This window comes from Rhodobacteraceae bacterium LMO-JJ12 (assembly GCA_021555075.1).
GTDB lineage: Bacteria > Pseudomonadota > Alphaproteobacteria > Rhodobacterales > Rhodobacteraceae > JAKGBX01.
The window spans coordinates 95,971-111,520 of the sequence record JAKGBX010000002.1 but is presented as its reverse complement, the minus strand read 5'-3'; the positions used below and the strand labels follow the sequence as shown (position 1 = coordinate 111,520).

Here is a 15,550-nt window from a genome sequence, read left to right as displayed (position 1 = left end):
CTCCGGTCAGAGCTTTGCCTAGCCTGCTACCGACGCGGTTTGTCAAAATTAGGGCAAATGGTTAAAGTTCCGCCGCCATCTTGCCCGGTTTCGGCCCGCCCGTGGCCCAGTCGAGCAGCTCAACTGTATGCACCACCGGCACATCAGTGCCCGATCCGATCTGCACCATACAACCGATATTACCCGCCGCGATCACATCCGGCGTCTTCGCCATCAGCGTCTTGACCTTGCGATCTTTCAGTTGCGCGGAAATCTCGGGTTGCATGAGATTGTAGGTTCCTGCCGAACCACAACAAAGATGGCTGTCCGCGGGTTCAACCACGTCAAAGCCAACTCTCTTGAGCAGAGTTTTTGGATGGGTCTTGATTTGTTGGCCGTGTTGCAGGGAGCACGCCGAATGATAGGCCACCTTCATTCCTTTGGCGCCGCCTTCCGGCAGGTCGAGCTTCATTACGAGCTCACTCACATCCATGGCAAGCGCCGATACTTTGGCCGCCTTTTCCGCCATCTCGGCATTGCGGAACATATATCCATAGTCCTTCACGGTCGTACCACAGCCGGAGGTATTTATCACGATGGCATCAAGCCCCTCGCCTGCCATTTCCGCACACCAGGCCTCGATATTCCTTGCCGCCGAAGCATGGCTTTCACCTTCCTTGCCCATGTGATGGGTCAGCGCCCCGCAACAGCCCGCCCCCTTGGCCACCACCACCTCGCAACCCAACCGGCGTAACAACCGGATGGTGGCATCATTGATATCGGTATCGAGCGCCTTTTGCGCACAACCCGTCATGAGAGCCACGCGCATTTTGCGCTCCCCCTTGGCCGGGAAACTTTGCGGATCGTCATTGCGGCTCACGGGTGGAATGCTCTTGGGCGCCATCTTCAACATGGCCTTCAGCCGCTTGTCGGGCATCGCAAAAGCAAAGGGCCTGCCGATTTTCGCACCCAACAAAGCAAGCCGGAATCGCCCCGGATAGGGCAGAATCCGCGACAACACCCAGCGTAGCATGCGATCCGTGAAAGGGCGTTTGTAATTGCTTTCGATATAGGCACGTGCATGATCGACGAGGTGCATATAGTGCACGCCCGAGGGACAGGTTGTCATGCAAGCCAAACAGCTCAGACAACGGTCGATATGCAGCACGGTTTTCGGATCAGGTATCCGCTCATTCTCCAGCATGTCCTTGATCTGATAGATCCGACCTCGCGGACTATCGAGCTCGTCTCCCAGAACTTGGTATGTCGGACAGGTTGCCGTGCAAAATCCGCAATGCACACAGGCGCGCAAAATCTCGTTGGCCCGCAGAATGCCGGGATCCTTCATCTGTTCTTCGGTGAAATTAGTCTGCATCTATCCTGCCGCCGTTATCGCCAGCGACAGCCCGAACCACGGCACAATCGTTGCCGCTGCCCCCAACGCCGCTTTCCATTTCCTCTGCCAGCCAAACCCGCGCCTGAGCGTCAACGCCTGCACCACCATCGCAATCGTTACGATCCAGCACAGCCAGGCACAGATCAGCCATCCGATCGTCGCCAAATCGGTGCCCTGTCCGGCCGGCCGCATCAGCAAGGCCGCGCACATCAGCGTAACAGCCGAGGCGCAGCCAATTGCAAACCGCCTCTCACTGGGCTTGGGTCGGATCAAGCCCAGGAAAATCACCGGACCCACCAGCACGAAAACGATATAAGCGATCAAAAGTGTCATAAGCGCTATCCCATCAACCCGGGGTTCAGAACCCCCCTGGGATCGAACCTATCGCGCAAACCTTGCGAAATCTTTTTGAGCGCCAATGGTTCAGGCTGAAAAACCGACAACACCTGTCGGGTCTCTTCGCTCGCCCGCACCAGGTTTGCATGCCCGTTCAGGCCCACGGGGCGCATATCCTGCCCTTGCGGCGTCAACGCCCATATGCGCCCACCACCCCAATCATAGAGCAGATCCAGCGCGCCCAGTTCGCGCAATCCAACGCCGATTTTCGGCGCATCGCTGGGCTTGACTGAAAATTGCCAGACATCGCCCGCCTCGCCGTGAAACATCTCGACATCGCGCACCCAACGCCAACTGGCCACGCAGGTCTGCGGATCGGTTTCCACTTTGGCATCGCCGTACTGTCGCAAGAGCGTTTTCAATTGCCCGGCGCGATATGCCACACTATCTGCAAAACCTTCGATCCGAACCATTGTCACCGGCTCAGCCTTGATGCCACTCGGCGCATGCGCGGCCCCCGTCACCTCAAAGGGAGATCGCAGTGCCAGTGTCATCGCCGCCACCGCCTCGGCCTCGCTCAATCCTTCGATCCGCAAGACCGCCAGCGCGCGTGGTTCTGGTAAGACCTTGAAACTCACTTCAGTCAGCACGCCCAACGTGCCCCGACTGCCTGCCATCAGCTTTACAAGATCGTAGCCGGTGACGTTCTTCATCACACGCCCACCATTTTTCAGAATGCGCCCCATCCCATCGACAAAGCGCACTCCCAACAGGAAATCGCGGCAGGCGCCTGTGGCAATCCGCCTCGGCCCGCTGACATTCGCCGCGACGACGCCGCCAATCGTCGGCGCGCCCGTCGTCCCCAACAGACCGCGATGATCCATCGGTTCAAAGGCGAGCCGCTGCCCCTCCGCCGCCAGCGCAGAATTGATCTCTTCCATCGGTGTTCCTGTCCGCGCCACAAGGGTCAACGCACCGGGTTCATAGTCCACAATCCCGCTCAACCCTGCCGTTGACAGCGCTTCACCCGCCACGACCTGACCCACAGGTCGGGTGCCGCCGCCCGAAATGCACAGCGCCCCTCGGGCCTCGCCAATCATTTCGCTCAGTTCTTTTTCGCTCTCAGGCACCATGGTCTTCATCTTGCTGAAAATACTCCGGGGGTCCGGTCGCACCTAAGGTGCACAAGGGCCGTCGCGAGCCCCCCGGCGCTGATCAGGCGGCGCGTCGATTAGCTGACGCACCAAGCGGAAATACCTTGGCGGGGTTCAAAAGCCACCCAGGATCAAACACATCCTTCACAGCCATCTGAATATCAAGGTCATCTGGCCCGAACTGATCGACCATCAAATCGCGCTTTTCGATGCCCACGCCATGCTCTCCGGTCAAACAGCCACCCACCTCGACGCAGAGTCGCAGGATATCGCTGCCAAATGCCTCGCACAGTTCCAGATCACCGGGTTTGTTGGCATCATACAGGATCAGCGGATGCATGTTACCATCGCCCGCATGAAACACATTCCCGACATCCAGCCCATACTCACGACTCATTTCGCCGATACGACGCAGCACATACGGCAGCTGGCTCACCGGGATCGTACCATCAAGACACATGTAATCGTTGATCTGCCCCATTGCGCCAAAGGCACTCTTGCGGCCCAGCCAGATCTTTGCGCTTTCCTCAGCCGAACCGCTTTCGCGCAATTCCACCGGGTTATGCCGTCGGGCGATCTCTAGGATCATGCCCAGTTGCTCGTCAATTTCGGCGTCGCTGCCCTCGACCTCAACGATCAAAAGCGCCTCGCAATCGGGGTATCCCGCATGCGCAAAGGCTTCTGTCGCTCGGATACAGGGCCGGTCCATGAATTCGATCGCCACCGGCAAGACTCCGGCCTTGATAATGTCCGAAACGCATTCCCCTGCGACTTCGTTGCTATCGAAACCCATTAGCACCGGTCGCGCACCTTCGGGCTTGCGCAGAATACGCAGCGTCGCTTCGGTAACAACACCCAACTGCCCTTCCGAGCCACAGATCAGGCCGAGCAGATCGTAATGTGCCGCATCCAGATGCGCGCCGCCGATCTCGACCACCTCGCCATCCATCATCACCATTGTCACGCCGATAAGGTTATTGGTTGTCACCCCGTATTTCAGACAATGCGCGCCCCCGGAATTCATCGCGATATTTCCAGCGATGGCACAGGCCAACTGACTTGACGGATCGGGTGCATAGAAGAACTCTTCCTCCTCCACAGCGCCCGAAACGCTCAGATTGGTTCGCCCGGTCTGCACCCGGATAAAACGGTTATCGTAATCGGTCTCCAGAACCTCGTTCATCCGCGCAACACCCAGAATCACGCAATCCGCCGTGGGCAGCGCCCCGCCGGCCAGCGACGTGCCTGCCCCACGCGGCACCACCGGAACACCCATCTGATGACAGATGCGCAAAACATCCGAGACTTCTTGAGTACTCGTCGGCAATACCGCCAACATCGGCGGGCAGCGATAGGCCGTGAGCGCGTCACATTCATACGCCCGCGTCTCTGCCACCTCATGGATCACCGCATCTTTTGGCAACACCTCCAACAGTCGCTTCACCAGAATCGGCTTTTTGGCCAATACGCTGGAATCGGGTTTGGGCATCTCCATGTGGCAACTCCTGCTGACTGGTAAGAAATTATAACCAATCTTAAAAGAGGCACAAGCCGCGTTGTTCTCATGATGCGCAATTGCCTCAGTTCACGACACTGCACGAAGAGTTGAGTTACCGGCCAGGCCCAAGTGTTGGTATAGACGCTGTCATGATCAGATCCCATCTCATATCTCTCGTCCTTGCCGGTCTGCTTGCTGTCGGTTTCACCACCGCTGTGCGGGCCGACTTTCCGGAAATCGTCAAGGCAACTGCTGAACGCAGCGGCATGGGCTGGCGCATCAATGTCACACTGCGGCACCCCGATACAGGCTGGGACCACTATGCCGATGGTTGGGACGTTCAAGACGCCAACGGCAATATTATCGGCTATCGCGAGTTGATGCATCCGCATGTCGAAGAACAGCCATTTACCAGATCGTTAGTCAACGTAATGCCGCCCGACGGCACGCGCGAAGTTTATATACGCGCCCGATGTTCCGTTGATGGATGGTCGAGTGAGCTCGTCAAGTTAAAGCTCGAAAACTGATTGCACGCACGCCGTCGTCTCAAAGGGCGCGCGCGGTGGCCTGTGCATAGCGTATGATCCCGACCTACCCATTCGCCCTTCCCCACGTCAGTGTTTTGCGCGATATACCGCAATATGAGCACCAAGCCCGCCCAACCCCGCAGCGCTAAAGACCGCGTGCAATTTGCATTGATCAAGGCGGTGCTTTGGATCATGCGCCGCCTGCCTTACAATAAACGCGTGCCATTCTCGGGGTGGTTTCTTTCGCGTATCGTGGCGCCCCTGCTCGGATGGCGCAAAAGAATTGGCGCCAATATTCGGCTTGTCGCGCCAGAAACGCCTGACGCCGAAATCAACCAGATTGCGCGCGACGTGCCTGACAATTTCGGTCGCACCCTGGCAGAACTTTTTTCACCCGACGAATTCATCAAAATCGCACAGGCGACACCGCTAGAGGGGCCGGGCGTTGCCGCACTGGAACAAGCCCGCGCAGAAGGCCGCCCGTCGATCCTCGTCTCCGGTCACTTCGGGAATTACGATGTGATCCGCGCGGGTGTGATTGCCCGTGGTTTTTCGGTTGGCGGAATTTATCGTCCGATGAACATCCCCCAGTTCAATACGATCTATGTTGAGACGATCTCGAAAGTCGGCACGCCCCTGTTTTCGCGCGGGCGGCGCGGCATGGCCGAAATGATGCGTTTCATGAAAGGCGGCGGCACGCTTGCCGTGCTGATCGACCAGCGCCTCAACAACGGCGTGCCGCTCAAGTTCTTCGGCCACACCGCCTATACCGCGCTCAGCTTCGCCGAGTTGGCGTTAAAGTATAACGCCATCGTGATCCCCTGCTATAGCATTCGCCAGCCCGACGGGCTCAGCTTCCGGGCCGTGCTCGAGGCCCCGATTGCGCATTCAACAGCTCAAGAAATGACCCAAACACTCAACGATTCTCTGGAAGCCATAGTGCGCCAGCACATGGGCCAATGGTTCTGGATCCACAATCGCTGGAAAGACATCCCGCAAGCTCAGGAGAGTGACACATGAAAATCGCCCACCGCGAGATCGGCCCCGCCCATCCCCCACTTGTCATTGCCGAGATTGGCATAAACCACGGCGGCGATCTGGCTGTCGCGAAGGAGATGGTGCGCCTTGCCGCCGCCTCAGGCTGCGAGATGGTCAAGCATCAGACCCATATCGTTGAAGACGAGATGACTGACGAGGCCAAGCAGATCTTCCCGCCCAATGCCGACATCTCGATCTGGGAGGTGATGCAGCAATGCGCGCTTTCCCTCGACGACGAGGCCGAGCTGAAACGCTACTCGGAAAGCCTCGGCCTGATCTGGATTTCCACGCCATTCTCCCGCGCCGCTGCCGATTTTCTCGAAACGCTCGACGTACCTGCTTACAAGATCGGTTCAGGAGAAGCGGACAACCTGCCCCTCATCCGCCACATCGCGCGCAAGGGTAAACCGGTGATCATGTCCACCGGTATGCAGACCATCGAGACAATGCGCGCCAGCGTTCAGATCCTGGATGATGCCGGGATCGAATATGCGCTGCTGGAATGCACCAATCTTTATCCTTCTCCGGCCGAAATCGTCTCGCTCAAGGGTGTAACCGACCTGCGCCAAGCCTTCCCAAACGCCGTTGTAGGCTTTTCTGATCACTCTATCGGCCCAGAAATGGCACTGGCCTCGGTCGCGCTGGGTGCCTCGATCCTCGAGCGGCACTATACCGACACGCGCTACCGCAAGGGACCGGATATCTCCTGCTCAATGGACCCTGCCGAACTGCGCCTGCTGATTGATCGCTCACGTGAAATCTGGATCGCCGCGAACAACGACAAGAAACGCACCGGCCCCGAAGAAGATGTCTATCGCTTCGCCCGCGCCTCTGTCGTGGCTGATGCTGATCTGCCCGCAGGTCATGTTATCGAGGAGCAAGACATCTGGGCCCGCCGCCCCGGCTCGGGCGAGATTCCGGGCTATGATTTCGACAAGGTGATGGGAAAGACGTTGAAACAGCCGGTAAAACGAAACCAACAACTCAAATGGAGCGATCTCGCATGAAAGGTTTTGCGGCGTGTGGTCTTGCACAGCTTCGTCTCACTCGAAACTGTAACCGAATTCCCCGATTTCCCATGCGAAATGCAGGGCGATGAAAGCGCGCGTTTCCTCGTCGTAATAGTCTCGATAGGAGCCGTGTGAACTGGTGTTTTTTTGCTTCAACTCCGGCCGCCCAAGCAATCCGAAGTACCGCCTGCGGGGCATGGTGATATGTTTGCTCACCTGTTTCAGATCTTGCACCAGCGTCTCTACCTTGCAGATGTAATCACAGCCTTTCAGCCAGAATTCCTGTGACCGTCGCTGGAACGCAGCCCGTGCGGGCACATCCCAAAGCGCATCCTCGTGCGAGAAAAAGGTGTCGTTCAATAGCCAGTCGCGAAAACCCCGATCAGCAACGTCGCGCTGATAATCGGCTGATTCATGCTTACGCAGCGGTTTCTGGGAAATGAAGGCATAGGCCGAAACCATCCGCGCCCAGGGATTGCGCACGGTACCGAATGCATATTGCGTCAGCCCCAACTCTTCGCGCAGATACCAGAGCGGCGCATGGCTCGGAATTCCTTTCGTGGTGCCACCCAGATAGGCCGCCACTGATTTACCTGCCGATTTTGGTACATGAACGAAAAGGAAATCCTTACCCACGACAGTCATACGTCGGCCTCCAGTGCCGCAAGGTCCGGCAAATCGGCCAACCGCCAGACACCCATCGACTTGTCGTGGCTACTGCCTTTCAGCCCAGGCATCGCCTCGTCGATCATCCGTTCAGGCGAGGGGAAAGAGAAAGGCGGCGCCGTCAGATCGAGCGCCCGCCACTGGCCGGTGGAAATGGCTTCGTTGGTGCCGGTTTCCGGATACGTAGTGGTCACGAGCCATGTCGATCCCGAGGCTTTCAGATTGCGAATTGCTGCAGCCACATGCGCGAGGCTCAGATGTACCAAACAATCGCGCACGAATACAATGTCATGTCTCGGCACCGGGCCTTCGATAAGGTTGATCACCTCGAAATTCACGCCCTCCCGCGCATACTTCCGTTGATTCTCCGCAATGAGTTCCACCACGATATCGCCGCCGGTATAGGTCTTCACTCCAAGCTCCACCCGCTGCATCCAGAAATAATCGCCGCAGGGCAGGTCGAGAAAGCTCTCGGCACCAAGATCGCGCACCAACCCGGGCAGTGCTGCACGGATCCTCTCCGTCGCCACTATGTTCGAACCCTTTCCGGACCGGCTCTCGGGATCGCCCCATTTATTGCTGGTGTAGATGTTAGAAAAAACGTCACGCGGCTCGCGCCCGGCCAGCTTCCATCGCCTTATTTTCTCTTTCAATCGCCCGAAAGCCCCCATGATCTCACCCGTCCCTTTCACGCTCAAGAGGCTCCCGCCCGCCGTTTTCCACCCAGTAGTCTCGCACCCAATCCACTTGCCCATGCCCCATATGCGGGAACCTGTCCCAGAAGCCTGCCCGCCTCGGAACCAGCTTGATCGGGCGCGGGTCACCATGAAATGCAATAATCTTGGCGCTATCCGGCGGAGCGAGCGGCGGCAAGAACAAATCCACCCCAATCGGACGCCGCAAAAACCTCTTGAAGCTCAGAACCCAACCATCGGGCCAGAACTCCATGGTTTGCGCATGTGCGCCCGCGAAATCTTGCTCGTTCTGAAAATTCTGCAATGCAGCTGATTTATCGGCCAGAAAAGCCTCCAGAATTTGCGTTTCTTCCCCGACGTTAAAAGCAAAAACACACGTTCCCGGTTCCTTTTTGGCGCCTTCCCGCCCACCGGGCCGCCAACCTTCGCCCATATCCGTGCTCACGAAACCATGACCGAAATCAAACATCTCGTCCAACCCGCGCAGCACCACCATGTCAAGGTCGATAAAAAGACACCGCCCCTTAAGGCTATGCAAGTCCGCCACATAGAGCGCCAATTTCGGCCATACCCCTTTGGTGTACCACTGATCCGCACTCAACCCGATATCAGGGATCGACAACGCCTCGATCCCCTCAACAAACCCCTGCGCATCATCCGTCAGACAAACAAACCGGAAGTTACCCGAAATGGCCCGCCGACAGGCGTTATAAAGCACATTGACATAATCGGGCGGAAATAGCGTGCCCCATTTCATACAAAGCACGATCCGTTCATCTGTCATGGAGCTTCGCCTTTCAGATGGAAATCCGCGACTAACTAGACATCGTCAGCCATTCTGTCCATACCATCAAACACTTCGCAACGTGGAAGCCCCATGCAAAAACGCCTTCTCTTCGTCACCGGAACCCGCGCCGATTTTGGCAAGATCGAACCTCTGGCGCTGGCGGCGCGTGATGCTGGCCATGACGTGAGCATCTTCGTCACCGGCATGCATATGCTCGAGCGTTACGGTCTGACCAAGATCGAGGTGCACCGCACGCCTGGGGTCACGGTTCATGAATTTCTCAACCAGCGCATCGGCGATCCTCAGGACCTGGTGTTGGCCAAGACCTTGCTGGGCTTTTCCGATTTTGTCGCCGAACACCGCCCCGATCTGGTGGTAGTACATGGCGATCGTGTCGAGGCACTGGCCTGTGCTTTGGTCTGCGCAACCAATTACATACGCTGCGCCCATATCGAAGGAGGCGAAGTGTCGGGCACGATTGATGAGCTCTTTCGCCACTGCAACACCAAGCTGGCCTATTGCCATTTCGTCTCGTCCCAAGCGGCGGCAAAACGGGTCATGGCCCTGGGAGAGCCAACAGATGCAATCTTTCCCATTGGTTCGCCTGAGCTTGATTTTCATTCACATTCCTCTGGCGTAGCCATTGAAACGGTGCGGGCGCATTATGCCATCCCGTTTGATGATTTCGGCATTGTCACCTTTCATCCCGTCACCTCCGAAGCCGACACCATAGGTGCCCAGGCGGCGGCACTGTTCGCGGCGCTGGAAGCCTCGGGCCGGAATTTCGTTGTGATCCTGCCCAACAATGATCCCGGCTCGGAGGATATCCTTGAGGTCATCAACGCTCTGCCAGCGGACCGCTTTCGCGCCATCCCGTCAATGCGGTTTGCACATTTCTCAGAAGCCATGAAGCACGCCACCTGCATAATCGGCAATTCCAGCGCTGGTGTGCGAGAGGCACCGTTCCTGGGTATTCCTTCGCTCGATATTGGCACCCGGCAGAACAATCGCGCCGAGGGCGCGTCGATTACTTTTTGCGGCGCCTTTGACACCGCAGCTATCGCCGGTTTCCTGACCCGCGAATGGGCCCAACGACACCCGCGCGATGCCGCCTTTGGTGAAGGAAACGCCGCCGCAAGGTTTGTCGAAGTGCTGGCCGATCCTGCGTTCTGGTCCCGCAGCCTGCAAAAAGAATTCCACGACCATGGCTAAGGTGCCGTTAGGGGCGGCGTTCCATCGGGGCGCTGCGCGCAGAAGGTTGGAATGCGTTCAGGCCACGCAGGCCTTGGGGGTTTTACCCCCAAACCCCCAGCATATTTCTGGTCAGAGGAATGATGGAACGCCTAGCTATGCGGTCTGAGCCACGCCCTCCCAGTATTGCTCTGCGTGGATGGTTGACGTTGACTTGGGCGATTGAGCCGCTGTTGCCTTGGCATCTAAAACGTCGGTTGAAACGAGGCAAAGAGCATCCAACCCGTTGGCGCGAGAAGCTGGGCGAAACGTCCGTCGCGCGACCGGAGGGGAAACTCGTCTGGCTGCATGCCGTGGGGCTTGGTGAGGTGCTGGCCTTGCGCGGGTTGATTGACCGAATGCAGGCGCAGGACCGCAACCTGCATTTTCTTGTCACTTCTGGCACACGCGCCTCGGCCGCAGTGTTTGCGCACAACCTTCCGCCGCGCACGATCCATCAGTTTGCGCCCCTTGATGCACCCGGCCCGTCGCGGCGTTTTCTCGCCCATTGGCGCCCCGATCTGTCAATCTGGGCCGAACAGGAGCTTTGGCCGGGTCTCGTCTATCGAATCGATCGTGCCGGTATTGCGCTGGCTCTGGTCAATGCCCGGATGAACGAGGCCGCATTTGCGCGACGCGAGCGCGGTGCAGCAATGTATCGCGATATTTTACCGCGGTTTGCCCTGATCTCGGCCCAAGATGCCAAGACAGCCGAGCATCTTGCCGTGCTCGGAGCGCCGCTGGTTCAGTGCGACGGGTCGCTCAAACCAATCGCACCGCCGCTTGCGGATAAACCGGAAGATCGGGCCTTGCTTGAGCGTGCCTTTCGGGGGCGCCCGCTCTGGCTCGCTGCATCAACTCATCCCGAGGATGAAGCTCTTGTTCTCGCGGCCCACGCGATACGGCTGAAAACCGACCCCAACGCGCTCCTTGTCATCGCCCCTCGCCTGCCTGATCGTGCCCCTGAGATACTTTCGGCAATCCGCGCGGCTGGTTTGGTCCCAGCACAGCGCAGCAGGAAAGACCCCGTAACTCGCGAAACGCAAGTCTATCTGGCCGACACATTTGGCGAGATGGGTCTGTTCTTCCGTCTTGCGCCCACTGCATTTATCGGCGGCACAATGAGTGACATTGAGGGCCACAACCCTTGGGAAGCCGTGCGACTTGGCTGCGCCGTCTTGCATGGTCCTCACACCGCCAATTTCGCTGACGATTACGCCCAATTGTCCCGTTCCGCGGCTGCCAGGCTCACAGACACACCCCACACGCTTGCCGCGACGCTATCTGACCCAGCCCTCGGCGAACAAACCGCACGCGCCACCTCCCTGATCGATGCACATATGGACCGGATGGATCAATTGTGCCAAAAGCTGCTTGGACTTCTCTAAGCAGGCGATGCCCTTGGCCGACCCGTCCTTTCCTCACTGGCAACCCACCTTCAAGCTGCGCGTCTTTCTGGCGTTTTGGCGCGTGGTATGGCTTGTGTTCATGCCAGCGCTGCTCGGTTATCTTTTCTGGCGCGGACGGGGCGAGCCGCTATACCGTCAGCGCATCGCCCAGCGATTTGGCTTTCATGCCAAGCGAGACGCGCCGCATGTCTGGGTTCACGCCGTCTCGATTGGCGAACTGCGCTCGGCAGTGCCAATGATCCGGGCATTTCTCGAACGGGGTGAACATCTGGTCACCACCCATTTCACACCGGCTGGCCTCGCCGAGGCTGAACGGATTTTTGCCGCCGAAATCGCTGCCGGACAGCTTTTCGCAACGTATGTGCCGTTCGATTACGGCCTCGCATACCGGCGGTTCTTCCGGGCGTTTCAACCGAAAATCGGGCTGGTCATGGAGGTCGAATTCTGGCCGGGCATGATCATGGCTTCGCGAAAGGCGCGCGTGCCGCTTTATCTTTGCAACGGGCAATACCCGGTCAAGAGTTTTGAGCGCGATCGCGAACGTTACCTTTCACCTGCCAATTTCGTCCCGGGATTCGCCGGTGTGATGGTAAAATCCGCACTTCAGGCCGAGCGGTTTCACGCCTTGGGCCAGGCCAATATCGCCATTACCGGCGAGATGCGTTTCGAACAGCCAATTCCCGAGCAGCAGCTTACGGCGGCCCGCGCCGCACGTTCAGCCTTGGCGCATGGCAGGCGCGTAATCACGCTGGCGTCGGTGGTTGAGGCCGAAGATACGCTCTTCATCGACACGATTCGGCAGGTTTTAAACCAGAAACGCGAGACACCGCTCTTCATCTATGTTCCCCGCGCACCGCAACGGTTCGACGCTGTGGCAAAATGCGTTGCGGATGCAGGGTTGCGCATGGCCCGGCGCAGCGAGATTTTCAACGATGCGCTGGCCCTACGGGAAAACCCGGAAATCGAAGTGTTGGTGGGCGACAGTCTGGGCGAGATGTATTTCTATCTCGAGCTTTGCGACATCGCGGTGGCCGGCGGCGGGTTCAACCCGAAAGGCTCGCACAACATCATCGAGCCACTCAGCCTCGGAAAACCGGTCATCGTGGGGCCTGAAATCTGGACCATCGAATACCCGGCGGTGGAGGCTATTGCTGCAGGTGTCGTGCAACAGGTCAGCCCCGAAGCCTTGGCCGAAACCTTGCGTGATCCCGTCCTACCCGATGCTGACGACATCTCGCGTTTTCTGGATGACCACGCAGGCGCAGTGGAAAAGACGCTTGCAGCGCTCACGAGATTCAAAACGCCCCGACACTGAGGACTTACGTCAAGGCTTGGCGCATCGCCGCGCTGAACCGGGGAAATGAGCATTTCGTCACGGAACACACCAAGTGAATCACCAGGCGGAAAAACCGCCATCAACGTTGACCATTTGCCCGGTCATATAGCCTGCTTGCTGGCTGGCTAAGAAGAGCATCACATCGGCGATCTCGTCCGGTTGTGCCATCCGTCCCGCCATGATCAGTTCACCTACCCGGCGTTGAAACTCGTCAGAGTGGCCATTGAATACCGCCCCCGGCGCGATTGTGTTCACCGTCGCCTGCCGACTGGCCCAGTAACCCGCGAGCCACACGGTCAATCCGTGGATGCCGGCTTTGGTTACGCCATAGGCCGAGAAATTCTTGAACGGCATGCCGTCATAGATCGGGTGATGCGCGCCATTGAGGGCATACATCGACGCCACGTTGATCAACGTGCTGGGCCAGCGCCCGACAATGTCGCGATCCATCTGGCGCGCGATCATGAAAGCGCCGGTCAGGTTGGTGCGCAGGGTTTTTTCAAAATCCTCGACCGTGGTATCGGCGAAATCAGGAAAGCCCTTGCCCTTGCCCATCAGCATCTCGCCGGTGATCGCAGCATTGTTGAGCACCACGTTGGGTTGCCAGCCATCCGCAATCACCTTCTGGAAGATGGCCTCGACAGCCGTCTCATCGCCGACATCAAGCTCGTAAAAGGCAAAATCGGGGTTTTCGCCATGCGCATCGACCAGTGCCTCGGCACGCGACCCCGCCAGATCGGTCGACACCACCTTCGCGCCCTCCGCCAGCATCCGGCGCACATAAGTCGAGCCCAGAACGCCGCCTGATCCGGTGATGAACACCGTGCGCTCCTTGAGTTGATCAGCCATTCACATGCTCCTTCATCAAGCATTCGACAATTTTGAAATCCAGCTCGCTGTCGATATCAAGGCAGCGCTCGGGCGGCATAAGATAGGGCAGCACACGACCTTCAAAGAGGCTCCCTGCGCGCCGCAAATAGCCCGGATCAACCACATAGGTCGAAGCCGCATGTTCCCAGACCGTAGGAGCCTGCTGGCGCGCGACAACACCGCCCGGCAGCGGTTTGGAGACATGCAGGGCACCCGTTTCATCCGGCTCGACAAGGTTGAAATAGGGGTTCTTGCGCGCCTCGGTGCAAGACATGATCATGTCAGGCCGATCGGCGAAAAACGCATCCAGCGCACCGTCGATATCGCGCGGCTCGCGCAGCGGCGAGGTGCAATCGAGGTCGAGAAACGCTGTCGCAGGCCCGACCAATTCCTCGGCACGCTCCAGCGCATGCTGCCAAACCCCCCATTTACCCGCTGTGTCGGTGGCCAGTTGATCGGGTCGCAAACCCATCTCAAGGCAGCCTTTGGCCACCGCATGGGCATAAATCCTCTCGTCATCGGTGCTGACCACCACGGCGTCCACCCGCGAATGTGCCAGAAGTTGCTCCAGCGACCAGTCAATCAGCGGCTTGCCCAGCAGATCGCGAAAATTCTTGCCCGGCACCCCTTTGGAACCCTTGCGTACACCAATATGACCGATGATCATGCGAACCCTCCTTCAATTGAGCCGTGAAATGTCCGTGCTTCCCAGGCTCGCGCAATCAACGCGCAGCTGTCATAAACCGCGTCGAACCGAGGCATCAGCGGGTTGCCCGATGGTGCCCGTCCCTCCACCAACGCCGTGAAATCGCCCATGATCCCCAGAAACATGTCGTTGCGTTCAAACGACCAGTCGCGCACCGCGTCATCACCCCCCGAGGAGCGCACCCAAGACGGCCCTAGCAGATCAAGATCAACAACCTCCGCACGCCCACGCAGCGCCATGCGCCGCAGGCTCTTGGGCGAGAGATAATCCATCGCCACCGTGCCCACCGGTCCGCCCGCCTGTGCCAATGTCACCCGCGTGGCGAAATCGACGCCGGGAAATTCGGCATGGCCGATGCAATCGACCGCGCAAAGCTTCGTTTTGGGAAACAGGCAATGCGCCATGTCCAATTCGTGACACAGATCAAGCAACACACCGCCTCCCTCGGCGCGCGCCGCATAGCTGTCGCCAAAGCGCCAGTCCTGCCGCCACTGCCGCACGTCATGGCCGATTTCCAGATGAAACCCATAGGGCTGCGCCACCGGCGCGTCGACCAGTGCGCGCAACGCCGGGTGATAGCGCATCATGAACCCAACCATCGACCGTTCGGCCACAGGCATCGCGGCACGATAAATTTTCTCCAGTTCCGCCAGCCGGAACGCTACCGGCTTTTCCACGTAGAACGGCACAGCCAGCCGCCCGCACAGTGCAATCAGTTCAAACCGCACCTGCGTTGCCGTGGCAATCACCACCGCTGCGCTCTCGGCGCCGCCGATCAGCGCCTCCAACGTGGTCATATCCAGCCCGCGCCAGCCAAGAAGATGCGCCTCGACCCCGAGCTTTTGCAGATTATCGTGATGCCGCCGCCCGATCGAACCCGAACCGACAACGTAATACTGGGTGCCCATGCGCC

General features: G+C 58.5%; 16 protein-coding genes. 6 read left to right on the top strand and 10 right to left on the bottom strand.

Annotated features, from left to right (window positions below; translation table 11 throughout):
- Positions 1–61: 61 nt before the first annotated feature.
- The 4 genes from glcF to LZG00_12575 all read right to left on the bottom strand — a co-directional run bounded on the left by glcF (position 62) and on the right by LZG00_12575 (position 4,360).
- Positions 62–1,354 (bottom strand): glycolate oxidase subunit GlcF, encoded by a 1,293-nt coding sequence (gene glcF, locus LZG00_12590; protein ID MCF3594835.1) that lies wholly within the window; start codon positions 1,352–1,354, stop codon positions 62–64.
- A complete protein-coding gene (locus LZG00_12585; GenBank protein MCF3594834.1) occupies positions 1,355–1,708 on the bottom strand; it encodes a hypothetical protein in 354 nt (117 codons plus the stop codon).
- 5 nt (positions 1,709–1,713) lie between these two features.
- Positions 1,714–2,844, bottom strand: a complete 1,131-nt coding sequence (locus LZG00_12580) for an FAD-binding protein (GenBank protein MCF3594833.1) — start codon at positions 2,842–2,844, stop codon at positions 1,714–1,716.
- An 82-nt stretch (positions 2,845–2,926) separates the two neighbouring features.
- Positions 2,927–4,360: an FAD-binding protein gene (locus LZG00_12575; protein MCF3594832.1), complete on the bottom strand. Its 1,434-nt coding sequence runs from the start codon at positions 4,358–4,360 to the stop codon at positions 2,927–2,929.
- Positions 4,361–4,512: 152 nt separating this feature from the next.
- Here LZG00_12575 and LZG00_12570 point away from each other — a divergent pair, with 152 nt between their 5' ends.
- The 3 genes from LZG00_12570 to LZG00_12560 all read left to right on the top strand — a co-directional run bounded on the left by LZG00_12570 (position 4,513) and on the right by LZG00_12560 (position 6,935).
- On the top strand, positions 4,513–4,890 hold the full coding sequence (locus LZG00_12570; protein MCF3594831.1) for a hypothetical protein: 378 nt from the start codon (positions 4,513–4,515) through the stop codon (positions 4,888–4,890).
- A gap of 114 nt (positions 4,891–5,004) precedes the next feature.
- Positions 5,005–5,910: a lysophospholipid acyltransferase family protein gene (locus LZG00_12565; GenBank protein MCF3594830.1), complete on the top strand. Its 906-nt coding sequence runs from the start codon at positions 5,005–5,007 to the stop codon at positions 5,908–5,910.
- Entirely contained in the window at positions 5,907–6,935 is a 1,029-nt protein-coding gene (locus LZG00_12560; GenBank protein MCF3594829.1) for an N-acetylneuraminate synthase family protein, read from the top strand. The genes LZG00_12565 and LZG00_12560 overlap by 4 nt, the downstream gene beginning before the upstream one ends.
- 36 nt (positions 6,936–6,971) lie before the next feature.
- Here the strand turns inward: LZG00_12560 and LZG00_12555 are convergent, their stop codons facing one another.
- From LZG00_12555 to LZG00_12545, 3 genes are read right to left on the bottom strand one after another with little or no spacing between them, the layout of a single operon-like run.
- A complete protein-coding gene (locus LZG00_12555) occupies positions 6,972–7,583 on the bottom strand; it encodes a sulfotransferase family protein (GenBank protein MCF3594828.1) in 612 nt (203 codons plus the stop codon).
- Positions 7,580–8,302, bottom strand: a complete 723-nt coding sequence (locus LZG00_12550) for a class I SAM-dependent methyltransferase (GenBank protein MCF3594827.1) — start codon at positions 8,300–8,302, stop codon at positions 7,580–7,582. The genes LZG00_12555 and LZG00_12550 overlap by 4 nt, the downstream gene beginning before the upstream one ends.
- On the bottom strand, positions 8,280–9,083 hold the full coding sequence (locus LZG00_12545) for a hypothetical protein (GenBank protein MCF3594826.1): 804 nt from the start codon (positions 9,081–9,083) through the stop codon (positions 8,280–8,282). The genes LZG00_12550 and LZG00_12545 overlap by 23 nt, the downstream gene beginning before the upstream one ends.
- A 93-nt stretch (positions 9,084–9,176) precedes the next feature.
- Between LZG00_12545 and neuC the strand changes: the two genes are divergently transcribed.
- The 3 genes from neuC to LZG00_12530 all read left to right on the top strand — a co-directional run bounded on the left by neuC (position 9,177) and on the right by LZG00_12530 (position 13,040).
- The gene (neuC, locus tag LZG00_12540) at positions 9,177–10,298 is read left to right on the top strand and encodes a UDP-N-acetylglucosamine 2-epimerase (GenBank protein ID MCF3594825.1); all 1,122 of its coding nucleotides are present in this window, start codon (positions 9,177–9,179) and stop codon (positions 10,296–10,298) included.
- Between the two features lie 137 nt (positions 10,299–10,435).
- On the top strand, positions 10,436–11,704 hold the full coding sequence (locus tag LZG00_12535; GenBank protein ID MCF3594824.1) for a 3-deoxy-D-manno-octulosonic acid transferase: 1,269 nt from the start codon (positions 10,436–10,438) through the stop codon (positions 11,702–11,704).
- 13 nt (positions 11,705–11,717) lie between these two features.
- Positions 11,718–13,040 carry a 3-deoxy-D-manno-octulosonic acid transferase gene (locus LZG00_12530; GenBank protein MCF3594823.1) on the top strand — a complete coding sequence of 441 codons (1,323 nt, stop codon included), beginning with the start codon at positions 11,718–11,720 and terminating at the stop codon, positions 13,038–13,040.
- 78 nt (positions 13,041–13,118) lie between these two features.
- Here the strand turns inward: LZG00_12530 and LZG00_12525 are convergent, their stop codons facing one another.
- Genes LZG00_12525 through LZG00_12515 form a run of 3 tightly spaced genes read right to left on the bottom strand, consistent with a single transcriptional unit; the run spans position 13,119 to position 15,545 of the window.
- Positions 13,119–13,910, bottom strand: a complete 792-nt coding sequence (locus LZG00_12525; protein MCF3594822.1) for an SDR family oxidoreductase — start codon at positions 13,908–13,910, stop codon at positions 13,119–13,121.
- Positions 13,903–14,598: an acylneuraminate cytidylyltransferase family protein gene (locus tag LZG00_12520; protein MCF3594821.1), complete on the bottom strand. Its 696-nt coding sequence runs from the start codon at positions 14,596–14,598 to the stop codon at positions 13,903–13,905. The genes LZG00_12525 and LZG00_12520 overlap by 8 nt, the downstream gene beginning before the upstream one ends.
- Complete coding sequence (locus LZG00_12515) at positions 14,595–15,545, bottom strand: hypothetical protein (protein ID MCF3594820.1); 951 nt, start codon at positions 15,543–15,545, stop codon at positions 14,595–14,597. The genes LZG00_12520 and LZG00_12515 overlap by 4 nt, the downstream gene beginning before the upstream one ends.
- Positions 15,546–15,550: the final 5 nt, after the last annotated feature.

Coding starts and splice junctions, on each gene's coding strand:
- LZG00_12580 (MCF3594833.1), bottom strand. CDS start 2,844: ATGGTGCCTGAGAGCGAAAAAGAACTGAGCGAAATGATTGGCGAGGCC.
- LZG00_12570 (MCF3594831.1), top strand. CDS start 4,513: ATGATCAGATCCCATCTCATATCTCTCGTCCTTGCCGGTCTGCTTGCT.
- LZG00_12520 (MCF3594821.1), bottom strand. CDS start 14,598: ATGATCATCGGTCATATTGGTGTACGCAAGGGTTCCAAAGGGGTGCCG.
- LZG00_12560 (MCF3594829.1), top strand. CDS start 5,907: ATGAAAATCGCCCACCGCGAGATCGGCCCCGCCCATCCCCCACTTGTC.
- glcF (MCF3594835.1), bottom strand. CDS start 1,354: ATGCAGACTAATTTCACCGAAGAACAGATGAAGGATCCCGGCATTCTG.
- LZG00_12565 (MCF3594830.1), top strand. CDS start 5,005: ATGAGCACCAAGCCCGCCCAACCCCGCAGCGCTAAAGACCGCGTGCAA.
- neuC (MCF3594825.1), top strand. CDS start 9,177: ATGCAAAAACGCCTTCTCTTCGTCACCGGAACCCGCGCCGATTTTGGC.
- LZG00_12575 (MCF3594832.1), bottom strand. CDS start 4,360: ATGGAGATGCCCAAACCCGATTCCAGCGTATTGGCCAAAAAGCCGATT.
- LZG00_12525 (MCF3594822.1), bottom strand. CDS start 13,910: ATGGCTGATCAACTCAAGGAGCGCACGGTGTTCATCACCGGATCAGGC.
- LZG00_12515 (MCF3594820.1), bottom strand. CDS start 15,545: ATGGGCACCCAGTATTACGTTGTCGGTTCGGGTTCGATCGGGCGGCGG.
- LZG00_12555 (MCF3594828.1), bottom strand. CDS start 7,583: ATGACTGTCGTGGGTAAGGATTTCCTTTTCGTTCATGTACCAAAATCG.
- LZG00_12585 (MCF3594834.1), bottom strand. CDS start 1,708: ATGACACTTTTGATCGCTTATATCGTTTTCGTGCTGGTGGGTCCGGTG.
- LZG00_12545 (MCF3594826.1), bottom strand. CDS start 9,083: ATGACAGATGAACGGATCGTGCTTTGTATGAAATGGGGCACGCTATTT.
- LZG00_12535 (MCF3594824.1), top strand. CDS start 10,436: ATGCGGTCTGAGCCACGCCCTCCCAGTATTGCTCTGCGTGGATGGTTG.